This is a genomic window from Streptomyces sp. NPDC057743, assembly GCF_042798755.1.
Classification (GTDB): domain Bacteria; phylum Actinomycetota; class Actinomycetes; order Streptomycetales; family Streptomycetaceae; genus Streptomyces.
In genome coordinates, this window is record NZ_JBHVJX010000025.1 from 42380 (window position 1) to 63185 (window position 20806).

Annotated in this window: 21 protein-coding genes; 13 read left to right on the forward strand and 8 right to left on the reverse strand. The window is 71.5% G+C overall.

The features are described 5' to 3' along the window. Window positions 1–12 precede the first annotated feature (12 nt). The 7 genes from ACFVFQ_RS26445 (at window position 13) to ACFVFQ_RS26475 (ending at window position 5504) form a co-directional block, all read left to right on the forward strand. Window positions 13–906, forward strand: coding sequence for a DUF5936 domain-containing protein (locus ACFVFQ_RS26445; RefSeq protein ID WP_383420358.1), 894 nt, complete (start codon window positions 13–15; stop codon window positions 904–906). A gap of 419 nt (window positions 907–1325) precedes the next feature. Further along, entirely contained in the window at window positions 1326–1493 is a 168-nt protein-coding gene (locus ACFVFQ_RS26450; RefSeq protein ID WP_274913598.1) for a hypothetical protein, read from the forward strand. A 17-nt stretch (window positions 1494–1510) separates the two neighbouring features. Next, a complete protein-coding gene (locus ACFVFQ_RS26455; RefSeq protein ID WP_383420361.1) occupies window positions 1511–2197 on the forward strand; it encodes a pilus assembly protein TadG-related protein in 687 nt (228 codons plus the stop codon). A gap of 92 nt (window positions 2198–2289) precedes the next feature. Then, window positions 2290–2874, forward strand: coding sequence for a hypothetical protein (locus tag ACFVFQ_RS26460; RefSeq protein WP_383420363.1), 585 nt, complete (start codon window positions 2290–2292; stop codon window positions 2872–2874). Between the two features lie 10 nt (window positions 2875–2884). Continuing rightward, window positions 2885–3487: an OmpA family protein gene (locus ACFVFQ_RS26465; protein ID WP_383420366.1), complete on the forward strand. Its 603-nt coding sequence runs from the start codon at window positions 2885–2887 to the stop codon at window positions 3485–3487. 76 nt (window positions 3488–3563) lie between these two features. Beyond that, window positions 3564–4148: a TetR/AcrR family transcriptional regulator gene (locus ACFVFQ_RS26470; protein ID WP_383420368.1), complete on the forward strand. Its 585-nt coding sequence runs from the start codon at window positions 3564–3566 to the stop codon at window positions 4146–4148. A gap of 153 nt (window positions 4149–4301) precedes the next feature. Further along, window positions 4302–5504 (forward strand): Cmx/CmrA family chloramphenicol efflux MFS transporter, encoded by a 1203-nt coding sequence (locus ACFVFQ_RS26475; RefSeq protein WP_383420370.1) that lies wholly within the window; start codon window positions 4302–4304, stop codon window positions 5502–5504. On the opposite strand, the gene ACFVFQ_RS26480 is transcribed toward ACFVFQ_RS26475, so the two are convergent. Beyond that, window positions 5501–5860, reverse strand: a complete 360-nt coding sequence (locus tag ACFVFQ_RS26480; protein ID WP_383420372.1) for a DUF192 domain-containing protein — start codon at window positions 5858–5860, stop codon at window positions 5501–5503. The genes ACFVFQ_RS26475 and ACFVFQ_RS26480 overlap by 4 nt on opposite strands. Before the next feature lie 133 nt (window positions 5861–5993). Between ACFVFQ_RS26480 and ACFVFQ_RS26485 the strand changes: the two genes are divergently transcribed. After that, window positions 5994–6731, forward strand: a complete 738-nt coding sequence (locus tag ACFVFQ_RS26485; RefSeq protein WP_383420374.1) for a prepilin peptidase — start codon at window positions 5994–5996, stop codon at window positions 6729–6731. Window positions 6732–7258: 527 nt separating this feature from the next. Here the strand turns inward: ACFVFQ_RS26485 and mgrA are convergent. Beyond that, the gene (gene mgrA / locus ACFVFQ_RS26490; protein WP_383420376.1) at window positions 7259–8293 is read right to left on the reverse strand and encodes an L-glyceraldehyde 3-phosphate reductase; all 1035 of its coding nucleotides are present in this window, start codon (window positions 8291–8293) and stop codon (window positions 7259–7261) included. A gap of 138 nt (window positions 8294–8431) precedes the next feature. On the opposite strand from mgrA, the gene ACFVFQ_RS26495 reads away from it, so the two are divergent. The 4 genes from ACFVFQ_RS26495 (at window position 8432) to ACFVFQ_RS26510 (ending at window position 14156) form a co-directional block, all read left to right on the forward strand. Then, complete coding sequence (locus ACFVFQ_RS26495) at window positions 8432–9211, forward strand: isoprenyl transferase (protein ID WP_383420378.1); 780 nt, start codon at window positions 8432–8434, stop codon at window positions 9209–9211. 740 nt (window positions 9212–9951) lie between these two features. After that, a complete protein-coding gene (locus ACFVFQ_RS26500) occupies window positions 9952–11289 on the forward strand; it encodes a PhoH family protein (protein WP_383420380.1) in 1338 nt (445 codons plus the stop codon). A 410-nt stretch (window positions 11290–11699) separates the two neighbouring features. Continuing rightward, window positions 11700–12395: a transglycosylase SLT domain-containing protein gene (locus ACFVFQ_RS26505; protein WP_383420382.1), complete on the forward strand. Its 696-nt coding sequence runs from the start codon at window positions 11700–11702 to the stop codon at window positions 12393–12395. 126 nt (window positions 12396–12521) lie between these two features. After that, the gene (locus tag ACFVFQ_RS26510; RefSeq protein WP_383420384.1) at window positions 12522–14156 is read left to right on the forward strand and encodes an AI-2E family transporter; all 1635 of its coding nucleotides are present in this window, start codon (window positions 12522–12524) and stop codon (window positions 14154–14156) included. Between the two features lie 125 nt (window positions 14157–14281). On the opposite strand, the gene ACFVFQ_RS26515 is transcribed toward ACFVFQ_RS26510, so the two are convergent. After that, complete coding sequence (locus ACFVFQ_RS26515) at window positions 14282–14815, reverse strand: alkyl hydroperoxide reductase (RefSeq protein WP_383420386.1); 534 nt, start codon at window positions 14813–14815, stop codon at window positions 14282–14284. Between the two features lie 5 nt (window positions 14816–14820). Beyond that, window positions 14821–15375: a peroxiredoxin gene (locus ACFVFQ_RS26520; protein ID WP_274913583.1), complete on the reverse strand. Its 555-nt coding sequence runs from the start codon at window positions 15373–15375 to the stop codon at window positions 14821–14823. Window positions 15376–15515: 140 nt separating this feature from the next. Between ACFVFQ_RS26520 and ACFVFQ_RS26525 the strand changes: the two genes are divergently transcribed. Beyond that, window positions 15516–16475: a LysR substrate-binding domain-containing protein gene (locus tag ACFVFQ_RS26525; protein ID WP_383420389.1), complete on the forward strand. Its 960-nt coding sequence runs from the start codon at window positions 15516–15518 to the stop codon at window positions 16473–16475. Between the two features lie 4 nt (window positions 16476–16479). On the opposite strand, the gene ACFVFQ_RS26530 is transcribed toward ACFVFQ_RS26525, so the two are convergent. From ACFVFQ_RS26530 to ACFVFQ_RS26545, 4 genes are all read right to left on the reverse strand, one after another. Continuing rightward, the gene (locus ACFVFQ_RS26530; RefSeq protein WP_383420391.1) at window positions 16480–17082 is read right to left on the reverse strand and encodes a Uma2 family endonuclease; all 603 of its coding nucleotides are present in this window, start codon (window positions 17080–17082) and stop codon (window positions 16480–16482) included. A 93-nt stretch (window positions 17083–17175) separates the two neighbouring features. Continuing rightward, window positions 17176–19593 carry an FtsX-like permease family protein gene (locus tag ACFVFQ_RS26535; protein ID WP_383420393.1) on the reverse strand — a complete coding sequence of 806 codons (2418 nt, stop codon included), beginning with the start codon at window positions 19591–19593 and terminating at the stop codon, window positions 17176–17178. Continuing rightward, on the reverse strand, window positions 19590–20276 hold the full coding sequence (locus tag ACFVFQ_RS26540; RefSeq protein WP_383420395.1) for an ABC transporter ATP-binding protein: 687 nt from the start codon (window positions 20274–20276) through the stop codon (window positions 19590–19592). Before ACFVFQ_RS26540 ends, ACFVFQ_RS26535 begins: the two co-directional genes overlap by 4 nt. Then, the gene (locus ACFVFQ_RS26545) at window positions 20273–20794 is read right to left on the reverse strand and encodes a PadR family transcriptional regulator (protein ID WP_274913578.1); all 522 of its coding nucleotides are present in this window, start codon (window positions 20792–20794) and stop codon (window positions 20273–20275) included. The genes ACFVFQ_RS26540 and ACFVFQ_RS26545 overlap by 4 nt, the downstream gene beginning before the upstream one ends. Window positions 20795–20806 lie beyond the last annotated feature (12 nt).

A 20806-nucleotide genomic window follows, 5' to 3' on the forward strand; every position in this document is an offset into this window, starting at 1 on the left:
GATCGGTAACCCATGGCAATCGCAATCGTGCTGGCCCTCGCCCTCGCCCTGTCGGTCGCCGGCATCGCGTGCGGCATCGCCCTCTACCGCCGCGAGGCCCGCCTCCCGCCCGACCTCGCGCTCTCCCTGGAGGTCGGCGCCACCCGCACCACCGCCGTCGGCTCCGCCGTCGACCGCACCGGCATGCGCTACGCCCCGCTCGTGCTACGGCTGATGGGCGACAAGCGGGTGGCGAAGGTCCGCCGCCGGATCGACCTGGCGGGCAATCCCGCCGGCCTCACCGTCGACCGCTACGCCGCCCGCCGCGCCGTCTACGGCGCCCTGGGCTTCTTCGGCGCGCTGGTGATGTTCCTCAAGGGACAGCCGCTCCTCGGCGTCCTGATGGTCCTCTTCGGCCTCTTCTGGACGGAAGTGGGCATCTGGGCCGCCATCCGGCAACGCAAGGACACCATCGAGCGCACCCTTCCGGACTTTCTCGACGTGCTGGCCGTCGTGGTGAGCGCCGGACTCGGCTTCCGCCAGGCCCTGGACCGGGTCGCCGAGAAGTACGAGGGCCCCTGGGCCGACGAACTCCGCATCACCCTGCGCCAGATGGACATGGGCGTCAGCCGCCGCGCCGCCTTCGAAGAACTGCGCAAACGCAATGACTCCGAACAGGTCGCCCAGTTCGTCACCGCCCTCCAACAGGGCGAGGAGCTCGGCGCGCCGATCGTCGAGACGCTGATCCAGATCGCCGGCGACATGCGCCGCACCGACGCCCAGAACGCCCGCCGCCGGGCCGCCCGCGCGGTTCCCAAGGCCACCATGGTCGTCACCACGTTCATGGTCCCGGCCACGATGGTCCTGCTCATCGCCGGTTTCTTCCTCGGCTCCGGCACCGACTTCGGCTCCCTGATGGGCAGATGACCTACCGGGCCCGCCGCGCCCCGGTCCGGCCCGCTGTCGCCGCCCGGCCGGATGCGACCGGTCCCCGCCCGGGCAATCCCGTCAACACCTTCGCAGGCGCAACGAGTTGTGCCACAGTGGGAGCGCCGACCGGCCCGCCGCACCGCACCGCGGCCGCCGGTCGGACCGCATGGGCAGGCCGCCCCGCAAGGGGCGGCGATCCGGGGGGAGTCGGGAGGGGCGGGCGGTGGCCGAGGTGGCGTGCGATGGCCGAAACGTGGCGCCCGATCCCTCGTTGGTGGTTTCGGATGAGGTTCGGAATCCCTGTTCCGGGAAGGCCGTTCCGGCGTACTTTTCTCGTGTCCCGCGCGCGGACGGGCGCACCACGGGGACCAACCGGCCGGACCAGAGCGGAACGGCGGCCCACGGAGGGGAAGACCATGGCGAAGCGGATCGTGCGGAACGACGATCGGGGACAGACCTCGATCGAGTACCTCGGCATCATCGCGGTGGTCGTGGCGATCGTCCTGGTCCTGTCGACCACCGACTTCGGCAGCCAGATCGCCAACGCCATCGCCAACAAGATCTCCGACGTCGTCGGGATCTAGCCCCCCACACCCCGCCCGTGCCGGCCCCCACCGACGCGCGCCGCCACCGGCGCGATGCCGGGCAGACCCTGCCGATCTACCTCGTCGCGATCGGCGGCCTGCTCTTCCTCGCGCTCGCCTTCTTCGCCGTCGGCCAGGCGGCCGCCACCCGCAACGGCGCCCAGACCGCCGCCGACGCGGCCGCCCTGGCCGCCGGCCAGAAGTACCGCGACGAGCTGCGCAAGGGCGTCCTCGCCGGGCTGCGCGACGGCACCGACGCCACCGACCCGGCCGCCTGGGCAGCGCTCCTGGACGGCCGCGGCGCGCCCTCCGACACCGCCTGCCAGAGCGCCACCTGGTTCGCCGGGCGCAACGACGCCGCGGTGACGTCCTGCACCCCGGACTCCTGGCCGACCTCCTTCGCGGTCACCGTCACCTCTCGCCACGCCGTGGGCGATTCGGTCATCCCCGGCACCGGACGCACCCACGCCGCGGCCCGGGCCACGGCGATCGTCACCCCCCGCTGCACCCTCGCCCCGCCCGACGGCACCCCCTCCCCGCACCCCACCGCTCCCACCCCCACCCCCAGTTCCGGCGACGGCAAGGGCCACCCGCCCGCACCGCACACCCTCACCTGCGACGGCAAGGGCTTCCCGCTCGACCTCGACCACCTCCCGGAACTCCCCCCGGCCGCCGCCCTGTTCTCCGTCCGCCTGGCCCGGTAACCCCCACCCCCTCCCGGACCCCGCACCCCCCCACCGGACCTCGCCGCCCCCTGATCGACCTTCCGACCCCTCTCACCGAAGGAACGCATCCAATGAGCATTCGGCGCACCACGAAGGCCGCCAGGGGAGCGGCCGTCACGGCGAGCGCGGTCGGCCTGGCCCTCCTGGCGACCGGCTGCGGGGGCGGCGACAGCGGGGCGCCCGCACCGGACCACGACAAACCCGCCGCCCACAGCGCCACCCCCGACGGCAACGACCCGGGCACCCCCGCCGCCGACGCCAACAAGGTCATCGGCGAGATGAAGGGCCCCGACGGCGTCGACGTCACCCTGCACTCCGCCGCCCGCGACTCCGGCGGCTTCGTCACCGTCGAGGGCACCGTCACCAACCACGGCACCCGCGCCTTCAACGCCATCGACTGGCGCTCCAACGAGACCGAGCTGAAGTCCCGTTCGTCCATCTCCGGCGCCACCCTCGTCGACAAGGCCGGCAAGAAGCGCTACTTGGTGCTCCGCGACACCAACGGCGAATGCCTCTGTACGACGGGCCTGAGCGGACTGCTACCGGGCCAGAGCCGGCCCATCTTCGCGCAGTTCCCGGCCCCGCCCGCCAAGGTGACCGAGGTCGACTTCCAGCTGCCCACCATGCCGCCGGCCACCGTCAAGATCACCGATTGAGCCGCCCGCGATGACCGCCTCCCGAACGGCCGTTACGGCCACCGCCGCGCTCCTGCTGACCGTCGCCCTCACCGCCCCCGCCGCCCACGCCGACCCACCGGGCATCACCGAGGACACCGCCGCGCCGGTCCACATCGACCCCACCAACCCCCGCCTGCGGATGGTCCAGGGCGCCAAGCTGGCCCCGCCCAAGGTCCTCAACATCAAGTCCATCGTCGAGACCGACGACGGCTCCGAGCGCCGCCAGGACACCAACGACAACGTCACCTTCGCGCTCCAGGCCGAGGTCCTCTTCAGCAAGGACAGTGCCGCGCTCTCCACCGACGCGCTGGGCCGGATCAGCGCCATCGCCGACGAGGTCCGCAAGCAGCACGCCACCACCCTCAAGGTCTTCGGCTTCACCGACAACCTCGGCTCCGCCGCGCACGGCCTGGTCCTGTCCAAGCAGCGCGCCAACGCCGTCCAGCGCGAACTCGCCGTCGATCTCGGCTCGTCGGTCGGCTTCCAGACCCGCGGCTACGGCGAGCAGTACCCGATCGCCGACAACAGCACCGAGGCCGGCCGCCGCAAGAACCGCCGCGTCGAGGTCAGCTTCCCCCGCAACGGCGGCTGACCGGACGCCCCCCAGGGAACCAGCACCGGGCCCCCAGTATTGGACCGACCGATCCAATAAGTGTTAGCGTTCCCCCATGGCCCGACCCAGGAAGTTCGACGAGGGGCGGGCGGTCGACGCCGCGATGGAGGCGTTCTGGGCCGCCGGCTACGAAGCCACCTCCACCCAGGACCTGTGCGAGGCCACCGGCCTGGGGCGCAGCAGCATCTACAACACCTTCAAGAGCAAGCACGACCTCTTCGAGCGCGCCCTGTCCCGCTACATGGAGCGCAAGAACGCCGAGCTCGGCGAACTCCTCGACGACGACACCCGCACCGCCCGCCAGCGGCTCCGCGCCCTCCTCCAGCGCATCATCGACGAGGAGTTCACCCGCCACCCCGACGGCCGCGGCTGCCTCGTCGTCAACACCGCCATCGAGGTCGCCGCCCACGACCCCGCGGTGGCCACCACCCTCGAACGGGACTACGGTATCCGCCTGGAGATGATCCGCGCGGTGATCGAATCCGGCCAGCGCGACGGCGACATCGCCCCCGACAAGGACGCCCGCACCCTCGCCCACCTCCTCATCGCCGCCGTCGGCGGCCTCCGCGTCTCGGCCCGCGCCGGCGTCGACCGCCCCGCCCTGGAACGCGTCGCCGACGCCACCCTCACGGCGTTCTAGCCCGCCGGGCCAACACCTCAACTCCCCATCGCCGCACCATGGTTACCGGCGCACCCTCATTCTGCCTCAGTTTTGAACCAATCAATCCAAAACGAAAACGCACCTCCACAGCCACCGCACGCACCCCCAACCCTCAAGGAAATCCGGGATCCCATGCCCCTCGCCGTCCATCTGCTCGGCCTGGCGATCTTCGCCCAGGGCACCTCCGAGTTCATGCTCTCCGGCCTGCTCCCCAACATCGCCACCGACCTCGGCGTCTCCATCCCCGACGCCGGCCTCCTGGTCTCCGCGTTCGCCATCGGCATGGTCCTCGGTGCCCCCGTGCTCGCCGTCGCCACCCTCCGCGTCCCACGCCGCACCGCCCTCATCGCCTTCCAACTGGCCTTCGTCGCCGGCCATGTGATCGGCGCCCTCGCCCCCGGCTACGGCGTCCTGTTCGCCACCCGCATCGTCAGCGCCGTCGCCTACGCAGGCTTCTGGGCCGTGGCCGCCGCCACCGCCGTCGCCCTCGCGCCGCCCGAGGCCAAGGGCCGGGCACTCTCCGTCGTCGGCACCGGACTCACCCTCGCCACCGTCGTCGGCGTGCCCGCCGGCACGGTCCTCAGTCAACACGCCGGCTGGCGCGCCGCGTTCTGGGCGGTCGCCGCCCTCACCGTCCTCAGCGCCCTCACCCTCCTCGCCGTCCTCCCCGCCACCCGCACCACCCCCGACGCCGCCCCAACCCCCTCCATCCGCCGCGAGTTGACTGGCCTGGCCCGCCCCCAACTCTGGCTCTCCTTCCTCATCACCGCACTGACCTTCGGCGCCGGCGTGGTCACCTTCAGCTATCTCGCCCCGCTCCTCACCGACGTCACCGGGCTGCCCGCCGCCTGGGTCCCGGTCGTCCTCTCCCTCTACGGCATCGGCGGCCTGGCCGGCGTCACCATCGGCGGCCGCTACGCCGACACCGCACCCCTGCGCACCCTCGCCCTCGGCACCGCCGTCCTCACCCTCGCCTCCGCCGCCCTGGCCCTCACCGCCGACCAACTCCCCGCCGCCCTCGCCCTGGTCGCCGTCCTCGGCTTCACCGCCTACGTCACCAACCCGGTCCTGCAGTCCCGGGTCTTCCGCCTCGCCCCCGACGCCCCCACCCTCGCCCCCGCCGTCAACACCTCGGCCTTCAACGTCGGCATCACCCTCACCCCCATGCTCGGCGGCCTCACCATCAACGCCGGCCTCGGCCTGCCCTCCGTCGCCTGGGTAGGCGCCGCCACCGGCCTCCTCGCCCTCCTGGCCACCGCCTACGCCGCAACCCTCCAACGCCCCACCCGCACCACCCCGCCCACCCCCGCACCCCCCACCCTGATCGACGCCTAAGAACCACCAACCCCCCACACCCGAAGCTGCACATCCCGCCGAACCCCCCACCGCGCCAACGCCCCGGCCTCCGCCTCCACCACGTGCCGGGCCCGCCACCGCGGACGCCCCATCCGCCCCGGCCGCAGGGTGCACACGTCCACCACCACCAACTCCCGGTCCACATACGCCACATCGATGGCGAACCGCATCCCGAACGTGTGCACCCCGCTCGCCGGCGTCAGCCACAACGCCCCCACGATCCCGCCCCGCCCCAACAGCCCCCGCGTCCGCGCCCGATACGACGCCGCGACCTCCACCGGAACCTCGACGTCCGCCACCACCAGAACGCCCCGCCCGTCCACCCAACTCCCCATACCCGCAGTTGTATCAACCACCGCACCCAAGGACCCACGGGCCGCCACCCCCCCAAGAACCCCCCTATCAGGCCACTTTGGCACCTCACGATGCACCGCCCCAGACACCCGGGCCAGGCCCTAGGGTCGACCCGTGCCCGTCGCCCTGATCGCCCTCGCCGCCGCCTACGGAGCCGCCACCGGACTCCTCCTCCCGCGCCCCGCCCACCGGCTCTCCGTGACACCCGACGAGGACTGGCGCGCCCACTGCCCCGCCGGCCACGCCCTCACCGGCCCGGCCCGCGGCTGGCTGGGCCCCGCCCACTGCCCCAACTGCCGCGCCCCGTACGGCCCTTCCGCACTCCCCACCGCCACGGTCACCGCCCTCGCCTGCGCCGCCCTGGCCACCGCCACCGGCCCCCGCCCCGAACTCGCCGCCTGGCTCCTGCTCACCCCGGTAGCCGTCCTCCTGACCCTCGTCGACCACCGGGTCCGGCGCCTCCCCGACGTCCTCACCCTGCCCCTGGCCGCGACCGCCGCCCTCGCCCTCGGCACCGTCGGCGCCCTCACCCACACCCCCGAAACCTGGCTACGCGCCCTCCTGGCCGGCCCGACCCTCGCCGCCTGCTACCTGCTGCCCTGCCTCCTCAACCCCTCCGCCCTCGGCCTCGGCGACGTCAAGCTGGCACTCGGCCTGGGGACGGCCCTCGGGTGGTACGGCTGGCCCACCCTGATCACCGGCGGCGCCGCCGGCATCCTGCTCGGCGCCCTCTACGCGGCCTTCCTCCTCCTGGTCCGCCGCGTCGAGCGCCGCACGACCATGCCCCTGGGCCCCTTCATGATCACCGGAGCCTTCTGCGCCCTCCTCCTGGCCGCCCCCGCGGCCCCCTGAAGCCCTCCACCCCACCCCAAGCCACGCCGGCCACCCCACGATGCACAAACCACTCCTCCCGCGGGGTTATGGTGGAAGCCCCCCCCTCGGGCCGGTCCGTATCCCCCCCCACGGACCGGCCCGCTTTTCTTTTCCCCCAAGCCGCCACGGCGAAATGCAGAGGTTCGCGGCTGGAGCCGTCCGCCTCCCACCGGCGGAAAGTCGGCAACGGCGCGGGCCGGAGGGGATGTCCCGGGGTGCGCCCGCAGGATCTGGAGCAAAGCCCCGGGTATGCGTCATTTGACTGACCAGAGGCGCCCGCACCGCGGGGGCACCTCCCGGCCGAAGGCTGGGGGAGTACCCCGGGACAGCCCCTCCGGCCCCACCCACCGGGCAGAACCCGCGAAGCGCCAGCCCCCACCGGGCGGAACCCGCGGGCGCCGGGCGGAACCCACCAGGCGCTAACCCCCACCGGGCGGACCCGTCAGGCGCCAGCCCCCACCGGCCGGACCCCGCAACGCATCCGCACCCGCGGGCCAGGAGTCAGGTCAGCGGCGGGCCCAGATGTTCACGCCCTCGGTGGTGTGGGCGAGGGCGTCGAGCTCGGTCAGTTCGGCGTCGGTGATCGGGGGCGCGTCGAGGGCCGCGATATTGGCCTCCAGCTGGGCGACGCTGCTGGCGCCGATCAGGGCGGAGGTCATGCGGGGGTCGCGCAGGACCCAGTTCAGGGCGAGCTGGGCGAGCGACTGGCCGCGGCGGGCCGCGATGTCGTTGAGGCCGCGGAGGCGGCCCAGGACCTCGTCGGTGAGGAGGTCGGGGTCGAGGGACTTGCCCTGGGCGGCGCGGGAGCCCTGGGGGATGCCGTTGAGGTACTTGTCCGTGAGCATGCCCTGGGCGAGCGGGGCGAAGGCGATGCAGCCCATGCCCTCGTCGGCCAGCACGTCCAGCAGGCCGTCGTCCTCGATCCAGCGGTTGATCATGGAGTAGGACGGCTGGTGGATCAGGGGGCGGATGCCCATGTCGCGCAGGATGCGCACCGCCTCGCGGGTCTGTTCCGCGTTGTAGGAGGAGACGCCGACGTAGAGCGCCTTGCCCTGTTGGACGGCGGACGCCAGGGCGCCCATCGTCTCCTCCAGCGGGGTGTCCGGATCGAAGCGGTGCGAGTAGAAGATATCGACGTAATCGACGCCCATCCGCTGCAAGGAGGCGTCCAGCGACGAGAGCAGATATTTCCGGGAGCCCCATTCGCCGTAAGGGCCGGGGTGCATCAGATATCCGGCTTTTGTCGAGAGAATCAGCTCGTCGCGGTAGCCGCGGAAGTCCTGCGCGAAGATCTTTCCGAAGTTCAGCTCGGCGGATCCGGGCGGCGGGCCGTAGTTGTTGGCCAGATCGAAGTGGGTGACGCCCAGGTCGAAGGCGCGACGCAGAATGGCCCGCTGCGAGCTGAGGGTGCGATCGTCCCCGAAGTTGTGCCAGAGTCCGAGGGAGATGGCGGGGAGTTTGAGGCCGCTGCGGCCGGTACGCCGGTACTCCATGGACGCATAGCGGGAATCCGCGGCGCGGTAGTCAGTGCCAGTGGTCATGAAGCTCTCCCTATCACGTACTTGTGACACACCGATTGGGCTGCCGAGACAGCCGAGAAGTAAAGTTGCCCCCTTACGCGACGGGGCGATGGCCATCGGCACGGAGGGGCTGGACCACACATGCTGCGATCTTCCGGGATGCGCATCCCATATCCGCCGGCGCTGCGCGATCTCGTCTACCGGCTGTACGCACGCCGGGTGGAGGGTCGCCTGGACCACACCCAGGTGCCCAAGCACATCGGCGTCATCCTCGACGGCAACCGGCGCTGGGCCCGGGCCGACGGCCTGTCCACCGAGCAGGGCCACCTCGCGGGCGCGGCCAAGATCGACGAACTGCTGGGCTGGTGCGCGGAGACCGGCGTGGAGGTCGTCACGCTCTGGCTGCTGTCGACCGACAACCTCGACCGCCCGGAGTCCGAGCTGACCCCGCTGCTGGGGATCATCGAGAACACCGTGCGCAACCTCGCCGCGGACGGCCGCTGGCGGGTGCACCACGTCGGCAACCGCGACCTGCTGCCCGACGCGACCCAGCGGGTGCTCAAGGAGTCCGAGCAGGGCACCGTCGACAACAAGGGCGTCCTCGTCAACGTCGCGATCGGCTACGGCGGTCGGCAGGAGATCGCGGACGCGGTGCGGTCGTTGCTGCTGGAGCACGCCGAGCGCGGCACCAGCTTCGAGGAGCTGGCCGAGATCGTCGACATCGACCTGATCTCGGAGCACCTCTACACCCGTGGCCAGCCCGACCCGGACCTGGTGATCCGCACCAGCGGTGAGCAGCGGCTGTCGGGCTTCATGCTCTGGCAGAGCGCTCATTCGGAGTACTACTTCTGCGAGGTCTTCTGGCCGGCGTTCCGGAAGGTCGACTTCCTGCGGGCGCTGCGCGACTACGCGGCCCGCCACCGTCGCTTCGGCTTCTAGGGCCCTATTTAGCGGGGATGGGGGCGGATCGGCCGGCCCCCGCCCCAACTCCGGACCTCCGGACCTCCGGACCCAACCTCGGCAGACCGTCCGGGAGTTGAAGGTCGCAAAAGTCGTCGGGGGTTCCTTCGCTCCGTAGGGGCGGCCCAACGCCCGCCCCAGTGGCGCCGGGTTCGCCCATTCCCGGTCGGAGGCCGGTAGCGGAAGGATGACTTCCGGCCAGATTGCGGGGTGCGATCCGGCCAACTTTCGGGGTGGGTTCCGGCCATGGGCGGGTGGGGCGCGATGGCCTGGTCGTCGTCGGGATCGTGCCCCGGGGCGCGCCCTCAACGTGCTGACGGCGCCTTCCTGACGCCCCCTCCGTTGGGTGTCCGCCCGGGGTGCCTCCGGGCGCCGCGCTGGGGCCCGTTGTGTGGGGCGTCCGCCTTTTCGCCGGTCAGCGGGTACCCGTAACCAAAGGTTCATCGAGTGTGTGTCATATGCCGTGGCATGGGGGCGGGGGTTGGAGGGAATATCCCTGGCAGGTCGGTGCCCGGAACGAACAAGCCATGGGCGCCGGTTCTCAGCGGACGGCATGGGGTCGTCCGCCCGGGAGGCCCTTTGCGCATCACGGACGATCGTGCGTACCGCACGGACGACGCGGAGGGCCGGCGTTCGGCCCGCGCAGCGCGGCCTGAACCCGGTCCTGTCCCCGGCGACGTCGTCGCACCCCGACCTCATCCGAGGGGGTTCGTCCACCCGTGGTGAACAGCAAGAAGCGCCGTGAGAGCGACCGGCGCACCTATGTCCTCGACACCAGCGTCCTGTTGGCGGATCCGGCTGCCATGTCCCGCTTCGACGAGCACGAGGTGGTGCTCCCGGTCGTCGTGGTCACGGAGTTGGAGGCCAAGCGGCACCATCCCGAACTCGGGTACTTCGCGCGGCAGGCGCTGCGCCGGCTGGACGCGTACCGGGTGGAGTACGGGCGGTTGGACGCCCCCCTCCCCATCGGGGAGCTCGGCGGGACGCTCCGGGTCGAGCTCAACCACTCCGACCCGGGACTGCTGCCCGCCGCCTTCCTGAACGGGCACAGCCGGCTCGGCGACAACGACTCGCGGATCCTCGCGGTCGCCCGCAACCTCCAGGCCGAGGGGTACGACGTCACGGTCGTCTCCAAGGACCTGCCGATGCGCATCAAGGCGTCCTCGGTGGGGCTGGTGGCCGAGGAGTACCGCGCCGAGCTGGCGATCACCGACTCCGGTTGGACCGGCATGGCCGAACTCGCCCTGCCCGCCGAGCAGGTGGACGACCTGTTCGCCGCCGAGACCGCGCACATCGCGGGAGCGGAGGAACTGCCCGTCCACACCGGGCTGGTGCTCCAGTCCGAGCGCGGCAAGGCGCTGGGCCGGGTCACCCCGGAGGGCGGCGTCCGGCTGGTGCGCGGTGACCGGGAGGCGTTCGGCATCCACGGCCGCAGCGCCGAGCAGCGGGTCGCGCTGGACCTGTTGCTCGATCCGGAGGTCGGCATCGTCTCGCTGGGCGGCCGGGCCGGTACGGGCAAGTCGGCGCTGGCGCTGTGCGCGGGCCTGGAGGCGGTGTTGGAGCGCCGCCAGCACAGCAAGGTGATGGTGTTCCGGCCGCTGTATGCGGTCGGTGGGCAGGAGCTGGGCTATCTGCCGGGCTCCGAGGCGGAGAAGATGAGCCCCTGGGCGCAGGCGGTCTTCGACACGCTGTCCGCGGTGACGACCAAGGACGTCATCGAGGAGGTGGTGTCCCGCGGGATGTTGGAGGTGCTGCCGCTGACCCACATCCGCGGCCGGTCGCTGCACGACGCGTTCGTGATCGTGGACGAGGCCCAGTCGCTGGAGCGGAACGTGCTGTTGACCGTGTTGTCCCGGATTGGGGCCAACTCCCGGGTGGTGTTGACCCATGACGTCGCGCAGCGCGACAACCTCCGGGTCGGGCGGTACGACGGAGTGGTCGCCGTGGTCGAGAAGTTGAAGGGGCATCCGCTCTTCGCCCACGTCACGCTCAACCGCTCCGAGCGGTCGCCGATCGCCGCGCTGGTGACCGAAATGCTGGAGGACGGCAGGATCTGACCGGTTGTAAAGCGGTGCGCCGCCCGGCGAAGCGAAGGAGCTTAGCCGGGCGGCGCTGCTGTGCGCTCGGATATCCCCAAATCCCCAGGGACAAACGAGGTGTGAGCTTTCACACCCGGTGGGGAATTGCTTCCCGGCGGGCCGTTCGGGCAAAGTCTGGGTCCTGTCAGGCCCCGCATACGGCCCAGACGCGCCCTCCGGGGCGCATGGATGACCCGAATTTCATAGCGAGTTGCCGTATGCCGCCCGAGCATCACGCGGACCCCCGAGAGGGGGACCCACCGGGCCAGTGCCTCCCGTGACCAGCCGGCGCCTCCGCTCAACAGGGGCCGGAACAAGGGGAGGCCAGCGCCAGGGGCACGATTGCGTCCGCGAGGTCACCTATGCGGGCGATGCTGGAAGGAAAGCGTGTGAGCCGGATCTCGGTCCGGGGATTCGCAGTGGCGTCCGCCACCGCGGTCACCACCGTCGGCGCCGTGGTCGGCGTCGCATCGGGCAGCCAGGCATCGGTCAACAACACCGAGGCCACGGCAGTCGACGCGACGATCGCCGACATCCCCGCGGGCCAGCAGGCCCAGGTGCAGACGGCGTCGCTGACGCAGCAGGCAGACTCGGCGTCCACCCAGGCGGACGTGGCGGCACTCAAGTCCGCGCAGGAGTCGGCCCGTAAGGCAGCCGCGGAGACCGCGCAGAACAAGAAGGACGCCGCGGACAAGGCGAAGGCGGAGAAGGAGGCCAAGGAGCGCGAAAAGGCGCAGGCCGCCTCCCGTTCGGCCGTCCGCGATGCCACGGACTTCGTCGCCAAGGCTTCCTACACCATCGCCGAGACCCAGGCGATGGCCCGCCAGATGATCGCGTCCGACCAGTTCCAGTGCTTCAGCAACATCGTGACGCGGGAGTCCGGTTGGAACTACCGCGCCACCAACGCCGGTTCCGGCGCCTACGGACTGGTGCAGGCCCTGCCGGGCTCGAAGATGTCCTCCGCGGGCTCCGACTGGCAGACCAACCCGGCCACCCAGATCAAGTGGGGCCTGAACTACATGAACAGCCGGTACGGCAGCCCCTGCGGTGCCTGGTCGTTCTGGCAGGCCAACAGCTGGTACTAGGCCGTCCCCGGGCCGTACCCCAGCGCCGAGAAACCCCCGAACGCGACGCGTCGGGGGTTTCGCGCGTCCGGGCCCAGGTAACGTCGTGACGTCAGATGGCGGTAAGGGCGGGGAAGAGGAAGCGACATGTCCAGATTGCCTCAGTGGGTCGGCGGCCTGGGCGCCGGCCTGACGCGGCTCTCGCAGCGGCTGGAGGAACAGCGCCGCCGCGCGGAGGCCGCGGCGGAGGCCGCCGAACGGGAAGAGCTCGGGTACGCCGGGCACGTGGACCGGGACGTGCTGCGCACCCCGGTGGCCGGCGCCCCGACGGAGCACCCCGCGGGCGGTGACGCTCCGGGCGGGCGCACCGCGACGGCCACGTGGCCGCCGGAGGCGGTGCCCGCCGCGCCCGCCGCGCCCCCCATGCCCCTTGCGCCTCCTGCGACACCGCCCGTGACTCCCGCGGCCCCCGTGACCGTTGTGGACGACGTCGACGGTGGGCGTGCGGGCGGGCCTGACGTGCCGCGGCGGGAGGCGGAGGAGCCGGCGCCGGCCACCGCCGCCGTCCGGTCGCCGGGCGCGGTCCCCGCACCGCCCGCCTACGCGCCGGCCGTTGCCGCCCGCCCGGACCCGGTGGCCGCGGTGCCCTGGGGCGTGCGGGTCGCGGCCGAGGCCGGCTGGCGGCTTCTGGTGCTGGCCGGCACCGTGTGGGTGCTGGCGAAGGCGATCACCGCCGTCTCGTTGGTGGTGCTGTCCTTCGTCGCCGCGCTGCTGATCACGGCGCTGCTCCAGCCCACCGTGGCGTGGCTGCGCCAGCGCAACGTGCCGCGCGGGCTGGCCAGTGCGCTGACGTTCATCGGCGGCTTCGTGGTGATGGGCCTGGTCGGCTGGTTCGTCGTGTGGCAGGTCCAGGGCAACATCGACTCGGTGTCCAGCCGCATCCAGGAGGGCATCACCGAGCTCAAGGGCTGGCTGCTGAAGAGCCCGTTCCATGTGACCGAGAGCCAGATCAACCACATCGCCAAGAACCTCCAGGACGCGGTCGGTGCCAACACCGAGGCCATAACGTCCGCCGGGTTGGAGGGCGTCACGGTCGTCCTGGAGATGTTCACCGGCATCGTGCTGGCGATGTTCACCACGCTGTTCCTGCTCTACGACGGCCGGCGCATCTGGGAGTGGTTCCTCAAGCTGGTCCCGGCCGAGGCCCGTCCGGGGGTGGCCGGCGCCGGGCCGCGCGCCTGGCGGACGCTGACCGCATACATCCGCGGCACGGTCCTGGTCGCCCTGATCGACGCCTTCTTCATCGGCATCGGGCTCTACTTCCTCGACGTGCCGCTCGCCGTGCCGCTCGCCGTCTTCGTCTTCCTCTTCGCGTTCATCCCGCTGATCGGCGCGGTGGTCTCGGGCGCGCTGGCGTGCGTGGTCGCGCTGGTCGCGGGGCACGACGGGGTGTTCACGGCGCTGCTGGTGCTGGCGGTGGTGCTGGCGGTGAACCAGATCGAGAGCCATGTGCTCCAGCCGTTCATCCTCGGCCGGGCGGTGCGGGTGCATCCGCTGGCGGTGATCCTCTCGGTGGCCGCGGGCAGCCTGATCGCCGGCATCGGCGGCGCGGTGGTGGCCGTTCCGCTGGTGGCCGTCACCAACACCGTCGTCGGCTATCTGCGGGCGTACTCGCAGGAGCGGGCGCTGCGGATGACGGTGCCGCCGCGCGGTGCGACCGCGATGGCGGTGGCCCCGACCCCGCCGCCGCGCCACCCCGAACACCCCTCGGACAGGACCTAGGAGTTGACCCGAGGGCCCACGGCCCGCACGCAAAGACCCCCGCGGACACGAGGTCCGCGGGGGTCTTTGCGTCAGACGACCGGGCGTCGGAGGGCGCCCGCCTCGGCTGGCCTACTCGACGAGGTTCACTCGGCGAGGGCCGCCTCGGAGTCCAGGGTGGCGCCGACGGCCTGGAGGACCGCCGCGATCTTGACGGCCTCCTGGATCGTCTCGCGCTCGACACCGGCCTTGCGCAGCACCTGCTCGTGCGAGTCCAGGCACATGCCGCAGCCGTTGATGGCGGAGACGGCGAGCGACCACAGCTCGAAGTCGACCTTGTCCACGCCGGGGTTGCCGATGACGTTCATCCGCAGACCGGCGCGCAGGTTGCCGTACTCCGGGTCGGAGAGCAGGTGGCGCGTCCGGTAGAAGACGTTGTTCATCGCCATGATGGCGGCGGCCGACTTGGCGGCGGTGTACGCCTCGGCGGAGAGGTTGGCCTTCGCCTCCGGCTCCAGCTCGCGCAGCACCTTGGGGGAGCGCGAGGCGATCGCGCAGGCGAGCACCGTGCCCCACAGCTGCTGCTGCGGCAGATCGGAGTTGCCGATCACCGAACCGAGGTTCAGCTTCAGGTCCTTGGCGTAGTCCGGAACCGCGGACTTCAGGTCATCGAGGGACATGGGTGTCACTCACCAGCCAGCAGGGCGACCGGGTCCAGGGTGTCCTCGCCCTTGCTCCAGTTGCAGGGGCACAGCTCGTCGGTCTGCAGGGCGTCCAGGACCCGCAGGACCTCCTTGGGGTTACGGCCGACGGAGCCGGCGGTCACCATGGTGAACTGGATCTCGTTGTTCTGGTCGACGATGAAGACGGCGCGCTGCGCGAAGCCGTCCTCGCCCTCGATGCCCAGGGCGCGCATCAGCTCGTGCTTCGAGTCGGCCAGCATCGGGAAGGGCAGGTCGGTCAGGTCCGGGTGGTCCTTGCGCCAGGCGTGGTGCACGAACTCGGAGTCGCCGGAGAAGCCGAGGACCTGGGCGTCACGGTCGGCGAACTCGTCGTTCAGCTTGCCGAAGGCCGCGATCTCGGTCGGGCACACGAAGGTGAAGTCCTTGGGCCAGGCGAAGACGATCTTCCACTTGCCCTCGTAGGTCTTGTGGTTGATCTGCTCGAACTCCGCGCCCTTCTCCAGCGAGACGCAGGCGGTCAGGTCGAACTCGGGGAACTTGTCACCGACAGTGAGCACGCGCTCTCCTTGTTGCAAGAAAGTCCCCTATGGGGTCTTTCTGGTCTTTCCTTGAGGCTTGGACGGGATCCACAGTGCCACAGGAGGCATTGATCAGGGAAATAGTTAGACTTGTGGATGTTGATCGGAGGTGGTTATCAGTGGCTTCTCCTACGAGTCCCGGCGGACGGACCCGTCAGCCCAGCCTGGCCCAGCTGAGGGCCTTCGTCGCGGTCGCCGAGCACCTGCACTTCCGGGAGGCGGCGGCCGAGATCGGCATGAGCCAGCCCGCGCTCTCCGGCGCCGTCGCCGCGCTGGAGGAGACCCTGGGCGTGCAGCTCCTGGAGCGTACGACCCGCAAGGTGCTGCTCTCGCCGGCGGGGGAGCGGGTGGCGGCCCGCGCCCGTACGGTGCTGGACGCGGTCGGCGCGCTGCTGGAGGAGGCGGAGGCGGCCCGCGCGCCCTTCACCGGCGTGCTCCGGCTCGGCGTCATCCCCACCGTCGCCCCGTATCTGCTCCCCACCGTCCTGCGGCTGGTCCACGACACCTATCCCGACCTCGACCTCCAGGTCCATGAGGAGCAGACCGCCTCGCTGTTGGACGGTCTGGCGCACGGCCGGCTCGATCTGCTGCTGCTCGCGGTGCCGCTCGGCGTTCCCCAGGTCACCGAAATCCCCCTGTTCGACGAGGACTTCGTGCTGGTCGCGCCCCAGGACCACTGGCTCGGCGGTCGCGGCGACATCCCGCGCGCGGCGCTGAAGGAGCTCGATCTGCTGCTGCTGGACGAGGGGCACTGCCTGCGCGATCAGGCGCTCGACGTCTGCCGGGAGGCGGGGCGGGACGAGAACGCGCCGGTGACGACGAGCGCGGCCGGGCTCTCCACGCTGGTGCAGCTGGTGGCCGGCGGGCTGGGCGTAACGCTCCTGCCGCGTACGGCACTTCGGGTCGAGACCGCCCGCAACGACCTGCTGACGACGGGCTACTTCGCGGACCCGGCGCCGGCCAGGCGGATCGCCCTGGCGATGCGCAGTGGCTCGGCGCGACAGCCCGAATTCGAGGAGTTCGCACGGGCGTTGCGGGGGGCCATGCGGGGGTTGCCGGTGCGGGTTGTGAGCGCTTGACGCCCTAGGGGTGGGCGGCTTCGAGGATCGCTGCGACGTCGAGCGTGACTTCGGCGTCGCCGATGGAGCCGGGGAGAGTGGCTTGCTCGCCCGGGGCGTAAAGGCGGTGTTGGCCGTATTCGTTGGCGAGGGGGTCTTGCAGGACGTGCAGGCGCTCGTGCTTGCGGTCGACGATCACGTACACCGGAATCTTGGCGTTGGCGTAGGCAGCGACCTTGATCTTGAGGTCAGAGTTGTAGTTGGACGAGGTGACCTCAAGCGCCATGCGGAAGACATCGGGGGAATAACAGTTGTTCTCGATTAGGTGATCCCTGAAGTCAGCATCGACGACTGCCAGATCCGGTACTGCGAAGTCGTACGGGCCGCTTGGGAGCCACAGACCGATGCCTTGGATCACGTGAGATCCGCCACCGTGCAAGGGGGCGAAGGCAAAGGTGAGGTCGGTCAGCGACAGTCCGTGGGGGCCGTCGGGCGGTGGGGTCACGGTGATTACTCCCCCGAGGATCTCGATTCGATAGCCGGGGTTCCGCTCAGCGAGCCTCTCGGCCTCGTCGAGCAGAGTCGGTGGCTTACCGTCACAGGGGTGCTCGACCGCTGCGGCAGACATGGCGCCTCCTAGTGGCTGGTGTCGAGGCCATCATCGTAGGCAGAGACGGCCGTCCCCGTCCCGTACGAAAATGTTCGTTCGATGGGGGACGCCTCACTCCGTGCGCAGGCCGTCGGGCCGCATCATGCGCCACAGGGGCGGCAGGCTCAGCGCGGTGACGAAGAGGATGACGGCGCCGCCGATGCCGACCATGCCGGCGACCACCGGCCAGTCGACGACCACCCCGTGGCCGATGATGCCGAGCAGCAGCGAGCCCAGGGACAGGCCGCAGGCGAGCGCCAGGCCCAGGCCGAGGACGACCGGGAGGGCGGTCTGCCACAGCACGGACCAGCCGAGGGTGGCGCGGCGGGTGCCGTACGCGTCGAGGGTGGAGAGCAGTCGGCGGCGCTCGTAGAGCTGCTCGACGGTGGAGATGATCAGGCCCGCGCCGATCAGGAGCAGGGTGACCACGGCGCCGATGAAGAGCGCGTTGCGGATGCCGCCGTACTGCGCGTCGTGCGGGTTGTCGAAGGAGGAGCCCTCGTACATCGCGGGGTTGATCCGGGCCGCGGTGTTGCGGATGTGTTCGAGCACGTCGGGGGTGCCGCGGTCGAAGCGGACGAGCATCTGCACGTTCGGCTCGACGAACCGGGCCGAGTCGAGGATCGAGGGGGTCAGCAGCAGGTCGTAGTAGACGGGGCGGCCGTCGTCGACCGGGAGGAGCTTGGCGGCGCGGGCGTCCGTCGGGATCGTCCAGGGGGCGGGGGTGTGGCGCTGATCGTCGTGACTGCGCCGCTGGTTGAGGTCGAGGAGGGTGCCGGGGACGGGGCCGCTCTCCTTGAGGGAGGCGCGCGCGTTGGCGTCGGTGAGGAAGACGTCGCCGTCCCGGCAGGACGGCAGCGCGGCCAGCTTGCGCAGCTCGGTGCAGCTGCCGACGGCGACGTTCACGGAGAGGTCGCGGCTGGGGTCTTGGCCCGGGGTGGGCATCCCGCCGGCGATGATGCTGATGACGCCGCGGGCATCGGTGACCCCGGGAGTGGCGCGCAGCGCGGAGAGCGCCCGCTCGGTCTCCGGCCAGCTCTGGGCACTGCCCCAGTAAGTGATCTGCGGCAGTCGCCCGGACTTGGCGTAGGCGGCGGCGAACCCGCCCTGCATACCGGTCATCAGCATGTGGATGGCAATCGCCCCGGCCAGCGCGACGGTGATGCCGCTGACCGCGCGGGTCGCCGGGCCGCTGCTGAGCTGGAGGCGGCGGACGGCCAGCTGCCAGGGCACCGGGCCGCCGCGCAGCAGGCCGACGACCCGGTCGACCAGCCACGGCAGCAGCGCGGTGACGCCGAACAGCAGCAGCGTCGCGCCGGCGGCCAGCCGGGTGGTCTCCAACGGATCGTCGACCGGGCCGGGGTCGACGGCCATCGGGACCAGCAGCGCCGCGCCGACGAGCGGCAGCGCGACCCGCCACCACAGCCGGCGGCGGACCGGCGGGCGGTGGCGGACGATGCCCAGTGGTTCGACGGTGATGCCGCGCTGGGCGACGAGGGTGACCAGCACCGCACAGGTCGGCACAAGGACGGCGATCAGCAGGGCGACGAGCGGCTCGGGCGTGACGTCCGAGGGGAAGACGTTGATGTCCCACAGGGTGATGGCCGGGGCGAGTTGGCGGCCGGCGAGGAACAGCGCGGTGCCGCCCACCAGCCCGAGCAGCGAGCCGAGCAGCGTCTCGCCGGAGGCGATCCGGCGGGTGGTGCGGACGTCGGCGCCGACCAGGCGGAGGGCGGCCAGCCGACGTTCCCGGCGCTCGTTGCCGAAGCGGACGGAGGTGCCGAGGAAGACCATCACCGGGGTCAGCAGCGCCACGCAGGTCATGATCACCAGGACCAGGCCGGGCGCCGTCAGCGGCTGTGATTCCCAGTTCTTGCCGAAGTGGTCGATGCGGTAGCCGTCGGGTTCGTGGAGGGTGTCGCTGCCCGCGAGGAAGGTCAACTCCCGCGGGCCTTTGAGGCCCTCGTCGCCGATCACGCCGGCGATGCGGTAGGTGCTCAGGCGCTCGCGGAGCAGCGCGTTGCCGGGGTCGTCCAGCATCTTCTTCAGGGCCGGGGAGACCAGCATCCGGCCCGGCCCGGGCAGGTGGTCCATGCCGGGCGGCACCGGCGGGTGCGCGCCGTCCGGGCGGACCAGGCGGCCGCGGATGGCGGTGCCGTGGAAGGTGGTGTCCGCCGAGCCGTAGAGGACGGTGCGGTCGCTGCGCGGCGGCGGGTGCGCCTGGCCGAGGTTCTCGCGGGCCTTCTCCCGGCCGTGCCAGGCGTTCATCAGGGTCGGGGCGGAGGCGCTGCACAGCAGTACCGCCATGCCGAGCGCGACGCCGGCGGCGGTCAGGGCGGTGCGGATCCAGCCCTCCCGGCCGCCGCCGACCGCGAAGCGCATGCCCAGGGCGAGGTCGCGGGCCCAGGTGAGCGGGCCGGAGCGGGGGGTGGTGGGCACGCCGACGCTCCGCGCGCCGTTGGTGCCGGTCCGCGGGTGGAGCAGGGTCATACCGGGCCCGCCAGATCCTTCACCCGACCGTCGCGGACGACGATCTCCCGGTCGGAGTAGGCGGCGACCCGGGCCTCGTGGGTGACCAGCACCACGGCCGCGTTGGTGTCCCGGGCGGCGTCGGTGAGCAGGCCCATGACGCGCTCGCCGTTGAGGGAGTCCAGGGCGCCGGTGGGCTCGTCGGCGAAGAGCACGCGGGGGGTGGTGGCGAGCGCGCGGGCGACTGCGACCCGCTGGCCCTGGCCGCCGGAGATCTCGCCGGGCCGCTGCCGGTCCACGCCCTCGACCTCCAGGCGTTCCAGCCAGTGGCGGGCCTGGCGTTCGGCTTCCTTGCGCTTGGTGCCGTTGAGGCGGAGCGGCAGGGCGACGTTCTCCAGGCAGGTCAACTCCGGTACGAGTTGGCCGAATTGGAAGACGAAGCCGAAGTCGGTGCGGCGCAGGGCGCTGCGCTGGGCGTCGCCGAGGTCGGTCAGGGTGTGCGGGCCGTAGCGGACGGTGCCGGAGTCGGGGCGGATGATCCCGGCGAGGCAGTGCAGCAGGGTCGACTTGCCGGAGCCGGAGGGGCCCATGACGGCGACGACCTCGCCGGGGTGGACGGAGAAGTCGGCGCCGTCGAGCGCGGGCGTCGGCCCGTACGCCTTGCTGAGGCCCTCCGCGGCGAGCAGGGATCCCTCGGGCGTCATCTGACCGCCTCGGCCAGCTTGTCCAGGCGGGCGGCGGTCAGCTCCAGCCAGCGCAGGTCCGCCTCCAGGTGGAACAGCGCGTGGTCGCAGATCAGTTGGTCGGCGAGGTCGCCGGAGCGCTTGCGCTCGGTCAGGCCGCGCATCAGCCGCAGGTGCTCGGTGCGCTGGGTGTCGAGCAGCTCGGCCGCGTCCCGCTCGGTCAGCAGGGCCAGCACGACCTTGGTGTAGAGGGTCGACTGGAGGTACGGCTCGGGCTTCTCCGGTCGGGCCAGCCACTGGGCGACGTCGGTGATCCCGGCGTCGGTGATGGCGTACCGCTTGCGCTCCGGGCCGGCCCCGGCCTCCACGCCGTCGACCTCGACCAGACCGTTCTTGAGCAGCCGGGACATGGTCGAGTAGACCTGCCCGTAGTGCAGCGGGCGGTCCTGCCCGAAGTGCTCGTCAAAGGCCCGCTTGAGGTCGTAGCCATGGCGGGGGCCGGACTCCAGAAGGCCCAGCAGCGTATGACCGATTGACATGCGGACCACCTT